10 protein-coding genes and 1 riboswitch are annotated in these 11,116 nt (G+C 39.3%); of the genes, 5 read left to right on the top strand and 5 right to left on the bottom strand.

Annotation, left to right across the window (positions count from 1 at the left end; genetic code table 11):
* Positions 1-151 precede the first annotated feature (151 nt).
* From ACFSKL_RS14530 to ACFSKL_RS14520, 3 genes are all read right to left on the bottom strand, one after another.
* Complete coding sequence (locus ACFSKL_RS14530; RefSeq protein ID WP_376887042.1) at positions 152-1,294, bottom strand: PKD-like domain-containing protein; 1,143 nt, start codon at positions 1,292-1,294, stop codon at positions 152-154.
* A 150-nt stretch (positions 1,295-1,444) separates the two neighbouring features.
* A complete protein-coding gene (locus tag ACFSKL_RS14525) occupies positions 1,445-2,605 on the bottom strand; it encodes a YncE family protein (RefSeq protein WP_376887041.1) in 1,161 nt (386 codons plus the stop codon).
* A gap of 1 nt (position 2,606) precedes the next feature.
* Positions 2,607-4,664: a TonB-dependent receptor plug domain-containing protein gene (locus tag ACFSKL_RS14520; protein WP_376887040.1), complete on the bottom strand. Its 2,058-nt coding sequence runs from the start codon at positions 4,662-4,664 to the stop codon at positions 2,607-2,609.
* 103 nt (positions 4,665-4,767) lie between these two features.
* Positions 4,768-4,969, bottom strand: a riboswitch (cobalamin riboswitch).
* A gap of 493 nt (positions 4,970-5,462) precedes the next feature.
* Here ACFSKL_RS14520 and ACFSKL_RS14515 point away from each other — a divergent pair.
* On the top strand, positions 5,463-5,693 hold the full coding sequence (locus ACFSKL_RS14515) for a hypothetical protein (protein ID WP_376887039.1): 231 nt from the start codon (positions 5,463-5,465) through the stop codon (positions 5,691-5,693).
* A 184-nt stretch (positions 5,694-5,877) separates the two neighbouring features.
* On the opposite strand, the gene ACFSKL_RS14510 is transcribed toward ACFSKL_RS14515, so the two are convergent.
* Complete coding sequence (locus ACFSKL_RS14510; RefSeq protein WP_376887038.1) at positions 5,878-6,696, bottom strand: hypothetical protein; 819 nt, start codon at positions 6,694-6,696, stop codon at positions 5,878-5,880.
* Positions 6,697-6,842: 146 nt separating this feature from the next.
* On the opposite strand from ACFSKL_RS14510, the gene ACFSKL_RS14505 reads away from it, so the two are divergent.
* The 4 genes from ACFSKL_RS14505 (at position 6,843) to ACFSKL_RS14490 (ending at position 9,918) form a co-directional block, all read left to right on the top strand.
* Complete coding sequence (locus ACFSKL_RS14505; RefSeq protein ID WP_376887037.1) at positions 6,843-7,451, top strand: hypothetical protein; 609 nt, start codon at positions 6,843-6,845, stop codon at positions 7,449-7,451.
* A gap of 91 nt (positions 7,452-7,542) precedes the next feature.
* Positions 7,543-8,796, top strand: coding sequence for a hypothetical protein (locus ACFSKL_RS14500; RefSeq protein ID WP_376887036.1), 1,254 nt, complete (start codon positions 7,543-7,545; stop codon positions 8,794-8,796).
* Positions 8,797-8,867: 71 nt separating this feature from the next.
* A complete protein-coding gene (locus tag ACFSKL_RS14495) occupies positions 8,868-9,230 on the top strand; it encodes a hypothetical protein (RefSeq protein ID WP_376887035.1) in 363 nt (120 codons plus the stop codon).
* 133 nt (positions 9,231-9,363) lie between these two features.
* Positions 9,364-9,918 carry a hypothetical protein gene (locus ACFSKL_RS14490; protein ID WP_376887034.1) on the top strand — a complete coding sequence of 185 codons (555 nt, stop codon included), beginning with the start codon at positions 9,364-9,366 and terminating at the stop codon, positions 9,916-9,918.
* Between the two features lie 327 nt (positions 9,919-10,245).
* On the opposite strand, the gene ACFSKL_RS14485 is transcribed toward ACFSKL_RS14490, so the two are convergent.
* Positions 10,246-11,112, bottom strand: coding sequence for a universal stress protein (locus tag ACFSKL_RS14485; RefSeq protein ID WP_376887033.1), 867 nt, complete (start codon positions 11,110-11,112; stop codon positions 10,246-10,248).
* Positions 11,113-11,116: the final 4 nt, after the last annotated feature.

Genomic DNA, 11,116 nt, shown 5'->3' with positions numbered 1-11,116 from the left:
CATTTAAAACCGTTCCTGCCTGCCGGCAGGCAGGTTGACAAAGTGAGAATAGTCGAACTCAGGTTAGTAGGATTACTACATTACTGGCATCATTCCGTATATACATATTAAGTTGTTTTAAGCACCTGTAAAATAAGCGTTGTATATTTTGTCAATCTTGGATGTTCAAATCCCTAAACCCAGAAACCTCAGTCGAAACCTCTCCAAGCCAACCACCTGCAGCAAGGTTACAGCTATATACTTTCACGAAATCAATCCCTTTTAGCTCAACTGGGGTTCCTTCACTATCACGTGCCCAACTGATGTCTATCTGACCAGCTTCCGAATTGTTTGGCCAGTTGTCTACATATCCCCAGTCATAGGGAGGATTCACCCAAAAGCTCCCATTTCCTGATTGGTCGGTGATATTTGATGGGATAAGTGTTCCTTTAAAAGTGATTTGGTCCTCAGCCCATCCAGGGAAATATGTCTGTCTGTGAAAACTGTTTTTGGGGACAAAACCTGTTTGCCCTTGGTTGTCTTCCCAAGCGATGTAATTTTGCTCGTTTGGATTTTCAGGTTCAGTGGATGGCCTGAAATAGGTGATTTCATATCCCTTGATGACACCATCCCTGGAGTGATCTGAACCATAGATTTCATACCATTCATCATCTGCCAGACCATTTCCATTGGCATCATAAGACACCATGACAATCCCTGGTTCTGCCCAACTTGGATTAGCATTTCCCAATACCACAAAATCATTGCCTTCCCGATTGACTACCGTATGGTCAAAACCCATGGTAACATATCCTCCAAAACTCCCAAGACTGACAATTGAATTGTTTTTCAGCAGGGATTCGGCAGTCTTCAGGACACTGTCTGCAGACACACCTTCAGACCATTGTGGCATTTTGTTTACAAACTGTCCTGGTGCAGGCAGGAATTCGATAAGTCTAGTCAAATTGTTGGTATAGGTAGTATCTCCTACAAAGACAGATACCTCCTCGGAAGAAGATCCTGTTTCATTGGATGCTGTCAACTTGAGTAGGTAATCACCAGGTTCTGCAAATACATGCATTAAGTCCTTGGTTTCAGCAATTGCTTCCCCTTCCAATGACCACTCATAGGTGGCATTGTCTCCAAAAGCCACATTGGGCTCGATTCTGAGCCAGGACATTTTGTTCAGGTTGAAGCCATTCTCCGGTTCATTGATAGTGATTTCAGGTATTCTTGCTGTGTCAGGATGTTGGTTGTCATCCATGCAGGATGAAATCAGCAATATCATTGCTAGCAATCGTAGTGATTTTTTCATTTTTTTGGTTTGTTGTATTATTGATTATGCGTTCGAGCTTTCATGCAATCTGTCATTCAGACATGGCTTCCTGCCTATCCAGCTACTCTATTGACGATGATCAGAATTATTTTATGGGTTTACTTATTGTCAATGTATCTGATAATCACATCATTGTCCAATTTTTGGTTTATAGACAAATGCGAAATGGGCTGGGATATCACCCGTAACCTGTTCAAATAGTGTACTTTTTGTTTTTGGGTCATAAGCGTACAGTCTTCCTGGCGATACATAATCACCTACATCCGTGATATAGACATAGCCTGACATCGGATCTACAGCAACCCCATAAGGTGTTTTTATCTTGTCTATCAAGTCTTGGGAGACAAATGGGTCAGTCAGAACCTCTTTGGTCTGAGTGTTGATCATAGAATAGTTGATGTCCCAATCTCCAGTTACATAGCTGAATTCAGATCCAATCACATAAGCTGTATCTCCACTGATCGTAAGGTTGGAGCAAGCCAATTCAAAATGGTTGGTGACCTGATCGGTAATGGTATTTACCACAAATAAGCTGGATGGATTTTCAAAGTAATCCCCTCTGGAACTCACATAGATATTGCCATGGCCATCTGCTTTGACCCGACTGAGGTTGATGGCAACTTCGATTTCTTTGATCACTTTGAATGATCCCAAGTCGATTACCGAAAGCATATTCTCATAATCTGGGGGACTGTAACCTCCTGAATTGGCGACATAAAGTTTTCCATTCGAAACAGCCATTTCCTCAGGTTGCCTCCCAACCTCAACTTTGCTGATCATTTCGAAATTGACTGTGTCAAACTTGGCGACAAACCCATTTGGCTTGTCTACACCAAGTGAGGTTTCACCATCGTAGGCACTTACATAGGCATATGCCCCATCAAAAGTGACATATCTGCAGTTTTTGACATCCAAAACAGCCACTCTCTTGGCATCGGAGACATTCATTACCTCAACCTTGTTCGAAGCATTGATCACCGCATACATTTTGGATCCATATATCCCAATATCATTTCCCACATCACCCAAGCCTAAAGTGGCAGTTGGGTTGGCCGCTTCATAGATATTTCTGCTATAGGTACCTGATTCATAATCATAATAATCCAAAGAAGCCTTGTTCATGTTCATATTACCTTCATTGAGCAGGTACAAACCTTTCACGATCAGGGATTCCTGTTCCGGAAGCTCATCGACATCTACTGGATTGATGCCTTCATCATCACGGCAGCTTGACGTTAATATTGCCAATAGCAATATTGGATAATACACTGTTTTCATGTACTTTTTCATTTTACACATTTATAGTTAGTTTTAATCGATAGTTTCTGCCAGGCATCGGGAAATTCAAAACCACATCATAGTATTGGTTGAAAAGGTTGTTTGCTTCCAGACCAAGGTTGCAGTGGTATTTTCCCAGTGTTTTGTTCCAGGACAAGCCCAGATCACTGGTGTACCAAGGTTGCACATGGTTGACTCGGATGTTGGCTTTTTGGCTGTAGCGCTCACCAGTATAGATAAAGCTGTAATTTATCAGCCAATCCTTATAATTTGTAGATGCCGTGATCGATCCACTGTGTACTGGTGTATATGGGATTTGGTCTCCATATACTGTACTTCCTGATGTGATGTCTGTGGCATGTTGAAAAGTATAATTAAATCCCAGATCGAAGAGTACATCTTTCGGAAGCTCCATCCCTATGTTGGTGCTGACATCCAAACCTTTGATTTCCACCATGCCTAGATTGGTCATAGTCCACCTGAACAGGTTTGCTGATGGGACAGCTATGATCATATCAGTCACAAGGTTGTAATAGGCATCTGCCTGAACCTTTATAGATTTGCCAAAACCAGCTTTGGGTTCATGATACCAAGCAAATCCAGCATTATACTGCTTTGTAAACTCAGGCTCCAAAAATGTGTTGCCTACAAAAGTATAGTACAAATCATTGAAGGTAGGCATTCTGAAAGACTCCTTATAAAAGCCCCGCAATCGAAATGTTTCGTAATTTTCAAATGGCTGGAATGACATGGAAACTACTGGACAAAAAACACTTTCATTGCCAGTCCCCCGATAATGTTCAACCTCATCCACTATGTATGCCCCCAAGAGGTTTGCCTGAATTTCCAAGCGATCCCAATGCATGGCACTGGAAAATGCCAAGTAAGTAGAAAAGCGCGTAGGATAGGCAAATCTATACAGATTGGCATCAAGGCTATTGTAGCTAAAGTCTGTGGCGAGGGAAACATCCCACCATGACTTTATGGCATACAGGTTGACCAATGAGCCATAAATGCCGCTTTGCCGGTAATGGTTATCCAAAGCACCTTTGGTAGTTTGATAATTTGGATCCACATAGCGGTTGTAATCATGGCTGTATTTGACATTCAGCAACATTTCGTGATTTTCGAATAGGGATTTTTGTATTTGTCCCTGGACAAAGAAATTCCTATCCCACAAACGTTGGTAATGGCTGAAAATATTAGCCACGATGGCACCGGGGAGTCCTCTCTCTGATTGGTAAAAATAAGCTTTGTAACTAGCCTTACCACCAGATTTGAATTGTTGAAAAAGTGTTAATTCACCTCGGAATGAATTGATATCCCCATTTTGCCGAATGGCAGTGGTATCGTATCCCCCTTCTTTTTTGTACCTGTACTTGTATTCGCCATGCGCCGTAACATATTCAATATTGCTGGCTAAAGACAGCCTATCCGACAACCGCTGTTCATAAAGCACCGATGGGTTGAACAATCCAAAAGATCCGGTTTTTAGGGAAAGTTTGGTGTTTGATTTTGCATTCCCAGAAAAAACAGGCTTTCTGCTTTGCAAAAAAAGTGTATTTGACGCAAAGAATCCTTTGGCAGGTTGGAAGATCGAAGACTTTTGGCCATTAAAAAGCTCAATGGCTTCAATGTTGTCAAGTGAGAATTTGCCCAAATCAACCTGGCCATTCTGTGCGTTGCCAATAATCACCCCGTCATAGAAAACACTTGTGTGTGCACTTCCAAGGCTTCTGACATTGATGGTTTTGAGCCCTCCTATCCCACCATAATCCTTCAGCTGCACTCCTGTGAAGTATCGAATAGCATCAGCGACCGAAAAGCTGTTCAGCTTCTCGATATCCTTTCCGCTCAAAACTTGGGTTGGCGTGGGTGATTCCAAATCAAGCTTATAGCGTTCCGATCGTACTGCTACTTCATCTAAATCATGTACCTTTCCGGTATCCAATCCAGCATTTTGCTTTTGGGCATAAATTTCCCCTGCATAGCACATGCCTAAAAGCATTACAGAAAAGATAAAGAAATACCTGCACCAATCCCCAAAAGGAATAAGTTCAATTTTGCTCATCAAAACTATTTGTTAGGACCAAATAGCTTTCAACGAAATACTTTGAAATCAAATAGATAGCACACAAGTGCATTTGTTTTCAAGCTTCAATCCCCGAAAGCGTGAATAATTTATCCAATTGGCAAGTATTCTGACTTACTCACTACCTTCCGGCCTTCCCATCTGTGAAAACAGAAAGTGACCATTAAAACTTGGAGATAGCATGATGAGCTTACAGCTGCGGGACAGTTCCGGATTTGCACCGGATTCCAGTTTAATCCCTACCTGACTATGTCTGATAGGAAACCAATTCGGCTGCGAAGGTAGATCGTATTTCGTTATAATGAAATATTTTGTTTAAAAACTTCAATTTCAATACTGAATTGCATTGCTCTTCTGGTATCCTGACTTTGCAGAATCTTGAAATGGAAGTATCCAATGGGTTTGTTCGATCTAGTCAAATCCGTGAATAGCTCTCAACTATGGTTACCGTCATACTGGCTATTCTTAAAAATCAAATAGAGACCAAGCAATGAAAAATAGTTTGGAATAATGTTCATTTTGGGAATAATTAGGCAGGATATTTGCAATTTAAATCCTATATTCTTTCACTTTAGGTGTGAAAATTTTAATTTATTACACGATTTCCCTCAATAACACCAGAATCTAAATTAAAGATATGGTTCAATAGGATAATCGTTATTAGCTATCAGTCATTAAGTTATCAGTACATAAATTGATTTAAAACTTATCATTTTGTGTGGCTACTGGTAAGAAAGCGGATATACATAATTTATTATTCATATAAACAAATTGAATATGGCATCTTTGGCAAAAATGATTTTTATCAACATCAGAAAAGGATTGAAAAGTATAGAGCCTGCAGTATCCATCTTTTCGGGGGCTTACCTTCTTGTTCACGGTTTACAAAGCAAAAACTATCCACTTGGAATCGCTGGTGGCATGCTTTTGTTTAGAGGAGGTGTTGATCTTGGAAAAGTCATTGAAGAAAGCGAAATAGCCGAGTCAGAAATTACTGCCAAAGATTGATATCAATTCCAATTATACATATTTTTCCTAGATAGATTTTCCTAAAACCTTTCTGGTTTTGGAGAAAACGCCCTTTTCTATTGATCTTATTATGTGAGACATGAATGGCTTTTTCTATAAGAATAATACACAATATAGAATTGTGGTTCAATTTGAATCTGATCTATTCTTTATACTTTAAGGACTATTCTTCATCGACCAAATCTGCCAAAACTACTACCAAGCCTACTAATCCTGCCAAAAATAGGACCACCCCCGCACCATGTCCTCTGGAAATGGAATAACTCCCCAAATCTTCCCTGGTAAGCAAATTTCGGTTCAGCTCCATGTTGCCCATATTTTTCACTTCAAAAAAACCTGACATATAGAAGTTTTGGTTGACAACTTTGGTGGAAATTGGTCTATTGTCCTCGTCTATCAAGGAATAATTGATGAAACTGCTCAACTTCATGGGGGAATTGGTGTCTTCATAGAATGAAAGCGTGGTGCTGGCTGGAGTATCAAACAAAGGATAATCAACCCTATTTCCTTGAAATCCATCTCCAACGATTTTTCTGACTTCCGGTTGGATGTTCGCAAATGATCCTTCCACATAGGAATGTGGTGGAACAAACAAAGTATTGGTCTTTCCTGCAATTTCTCCACCAAATGATCCGAATTGACCTCCATCTGCTGAACCAAAAGTGTCTAACCAACCTCTGACGGTAGATTTTCCATCCACGTAACCGAAAGTCTTCCCATTGATCGTAAGTGCTGATTTTGTCAAATTAATGAGCATTGGGTTTTGCGAATAGTTTTCTATTCGAACCAAGACTGTACCATCAGTACTGTTGAACGCGTGTGAAACACCAATCGTGTCATTTTTCATCATCAAATTCCCGTCATCTGCCAATACATTCTCTTTGTCATAGTTTTGCCATTGGGAAATGTAATGTGTGGTGCAACTAAAAAGAAAAGGTAGCATAAAAATGAAGGCTAAGCACTTTTTAAGGTAGTTCTGCATGGTTCTCAATGTTTAAAATCTTAATCTTCTTAACGGGAAACAAAAAATAAGTTTTCAAAATCAAAGATATTTTTAGTCTAAAACTTAAAAAGTCAATTTTTTTCCAAACCCCAAAACTAAATACCATCTCTACCGTTATTTCAATTATGAAAAACCGTTTTACATCTATTTCTTCTTTGATAATTGCTATTTCAATTTTTGCCTGCAACAGTATGGATGAGATTGATGAGCCTGTAAAATCCTATGAATTGGCAGACATGAAGTGGAAACATATCGAGCAGGATGAGGACAATTTGGTGGAATTTGAACTCCCACAACAGACTTTCAGGAATGAGGGGGACAATCCTATACCAATTGAAATCAATCCCCTTGAAGGAATCATGGGCACATCAAAGTTTGAGTTTGACCAGCCCGAATTCTTTTTGGAAATGAATCTTGGAGAGCACTATCTGATGGCTCCCCGATATCATGGAAATCAGGAAGGTTATTTTTATGTGGGAGGTGGCCAAGAAGTTTTGCTTGACACGACCATTTATGAATTCCCTTTATCCATAGAAACTACGGAAAGCTATACATTAACACCAAATACCGAACTTATCTACGAAGGGACTGTCCACCTCAAAGAAATCAAAGTGAAGTTTTTGGCACGGGTAATCGAAAAAGTATCTGGGGCATCTTATGATTTGGAGGGGACTTGGACAAGCTCATATTACGAAACAATGAGCATCAATGTGGTTGCCAATGATATTGAGTGACAAGTTTATTTTGTCTTTTTGACCGTTTAGATTTTTTAAGAAGGATTCTCCCAAATTATTTTTTTAATTTGGAGAAACATACCTCCTATCTATGAATGAGCTAAATAGACAACTTTCTTTGGGATTGAAGACCTTTTTGGGTTTGTACGTGCTAATCTATTGTTTTCCATTTCCGGCAGATTATATCCCTTATACATATGAGTATTTCAGCAAATATATTGGCTTTGCCAAAGCCAATCTGAATCTTTATGTTGGCAAGTATCTACTTGGTTTTCAAGAGCTAAACCACATTGAAATTAATGGAAGTGGAGACACTACTTTGGATTACATATCCCTTTTGAGTTATTCTTTGTTGGCTGTTCTTATCACGATCATACTGCTGATATTCTCCAAGAACAAGGAGAAACTTGTGGGATTCTACGCAAAGATGCTGATTTATGCCCGCTATTTTGTAGGGCTCACTTTGATATCATATGGTGTTATCAAATTTTTGCACGGCCAGTTTCCAAGTCCTAGCCTGATGGCACTGGAAGCTACCTATGGAGAATCATCTCCAATGGGCCTAGCTTGGAGATTTTTTGGCTATTCAGATCTTTATAAGGGTTTTATGGGATTTTCTGAAGTTTTGGCTGGTTTTTTATTGTTGTTTAGAAGAACAGCCATTCTTGGCGCATTGGTTTCGATCGCTGTATGTACCAATATTTTCTTCGTCAATCTTTCCTTCGACGTGCCTGTCAAACTCTTTTCCGGACACCTTCTTTTCTTCTCAGTATTGATTGCCCTTCCGAGATTGAAAACTTTGGTATCCTTCTTCTTCCTTCACGAGGAAGTAAGTCTCAAGCCAATTGAATATGACTTGACTAAAAAGCGAAAAAAATGGAGTTATATAGTACTTAAGGTAGTTTTGGTAGGTTTAATCCCCTTAAGTTTGATCATTGGCCACGTATCCAGCCAATCCTATCGAACCTATCTGAATGAATGGGAAGGTGTGTATGAAGTCATATCTTTTGGGATTGAGGATAAACCGGATGTTGCAGAAACTGCCCACTGGGATAAAATAATTATCCAGGGAAAAACAATCATGACCTTAAACAAATCGAAATCCAAAAAATACTACACAATAGAAAACATTTGGAATGAAGGTGAAATCAATTTTATTGAAAATCATGAGCAAGAAGATCCATATTCCTTCTATATTTCAGAATTGGAAGATGGAAGTTATAAGATGGAAACAAAGATTGGTAACAATCAATACTTGGTCAATGCCAAACGAAAAGTGAAGACTGATTACCTGCTTATCAATCGTGGGTTTCGCTGGGTAAATGAAACTCCATACAACAGATAAAATACCCCTGGACAATTCAAATACTGGTATGCAATTTGATATTTGCAAAATGATCTTCATAAATCCGAACAATGACTGATTTTCTAAAGCAATTTTTAGGGATTACGCTAAGCATCTCATTGATGTTCCATGGACTGGTATTGCCGTACTTCCAAGTTTCGGATAATTCAGATTCAGGAGATTCATCAACATATATTTCCAATTCCCAAATAGTGGAATTTGCGGGAGACCTACCCTTGATTTCCGGCATAGACCAATTGGTGGTTGTCACTTCAAAAGCATCATTTTTAGGTGATTGGTTATATGGCAGAATCAATGCTATTTACACCTTTCATTTTGAAAACTATGTCAATTCAATTTTTAAAACCAGTCAGCATATAGAGCTGGTTTTTGGCATCAAAGAGATAAAATTCCCCACACATTTCTTTTGGTAAAACACCATTTTTATTGCTTTTAAGCCAGAATTCATTGCTTGAAGGTATAATAGCCAATACTGGCTAAAGTTCACGTATGTTTTGATTCTGGATCAAAATAATATGTGACATCTTATCCTATTATATTCTTAAAATGGCAAGAAAAGTATTTGCCAAAAACCATATTATTATGTTTGATATAGATATTATTTCCATAGCCATGGCTGCGGCCGCCATGGTAGCATTTGCTATTCCCTTTTATGTAAACCAACGAAAGGTCAAAAAAGAAAAATCCGACAGAACAAATAAAATTACAGCACTGTCAAAAAGTCATGGATTAAACATAGACATCCAAGATCTCTGGAGAAATCAATATTTTGTAGGTTTGGATGCCCATCAGAATAAGCTGATCTATATTGGTGATTTAGATGAAATGGATCCCAAAATCATTTATCTGGATGAAGTGAAAATAGTCAAGGTCGTAGAATCATCCCGTATGGTTGGTCCGAAAGGAAACAGCAGAAAAGTTGTCGATGGCCTACAGCTACAATTGATCAACAACCATGGTAAAAGCATTGGCGATTTGGTTTTTTTTGATGGTGATAAATTCTCAGATCTGGTTGGAGAGCCTATATTGGTCAAAAAATGGGAAGCAACCATCAATGCTGCCATCAAAAACCAGATGAAAAAGGACAGTATAGTCCTGTGACACACGACCCTGGCCTAGTTGCTTGATTTCATATGCATAGTTTAACTACTGGTGTCATTGTGAATAATCGTCAACTACGCCACGGCGCACGAATGTCAACGGTTAACAGTCAACAGACTGGATAGCTCCTTTGTTGAAGTTGGTTTATAGGACTACTGGCAAAGAAGCGTATGTCCACAATAAACTTTACATCTTCGAATCTTTGGGGCGATTTTGAATATTTTGCCACAAAGATTCGAAGACGCAAAGGAGAACCCTACTTATGAATGGTTATCTTTTTACAGAGCATTTTTTCGATGGCATGTCCCATTGAAGATCCAAATACTATTATTGATTCATTACCAACACCGGCAGGGATTTGTCATTGGCGACCAAGCGCTCAGCTACTGACCCCATGAGGAAATCACTATCATCATTATTGCCTTTTCGTCCAAGGACTATAAGCCCCACGCCTTTACCCAAAGCATAATCATAAATCGTTTTGCTGACATGCTCGTCTCCACCAAATAGCATGGTGCAATCAGGAACTTCCCCAACCTTCTTTTTCAGTAGCTTAAATTTCTCCTGGGATTTTTTTTGCAACTCCACTTTGATATCCTTTGGGTCTTTGATATAAGGGAAAAACTGCATTGACAATTTGATTACATGCAGCAATTCCAGGGATGAATCTGCTTGTTTAGCCAAGGCAGCTGCCATTTCTACAACCAGTGGACTATACTTGGAGAAATCGATGGGAGCTAAAATGGCATCAAAGTTTGGACGTGCCATTTCAGGGATAAACAAACAGGGGGTTTTGCTCAAACGCACAAGCTTGGAACTCAAAGTACCCGAACCATCATAATAGCCTTTTTTGCCTAGCATCATGAGGTCATAGGATACAGAATCAATATGCGCAATAAATTCGCTCACCGTTTTTTCCTGCCGTATATGGATATGTATTGATGCATTGTCTGGTCCAAACTGACTTTCGACCTTCTCAGCCAATTCTTCAGATAGAATATCTGTCAAATTGCGCCCTTGGGATGCTAAGGTCTCACGCAGACCAGGAGGCAAATCCTCAATTTCTAACCAATGAATGATGTCCAACTGTTTGAAATCAAACAGACTATCAAGTTTTTTGATGTACATCAGCAATAGCTCATCCATCGAGCTGAGATCAGCCAAAAGAGCTATACGTTCGATTTTGTATTTCATATCA

This window comes from Belliella marina (assembly GCF_042682445.1).
In the GTDB taxonomy this organism is placed as follows: domain Bacteria; phylum Bacteroidota; class Bacteroidia; order Cytophagales; family Cyclobacteriaceae; genus Belliella; species Belliella marina.
Note: the sequence above shows the minus strand (reverse complement) of the source record. Positions and strands in the feature narration are given on the sequence as shown.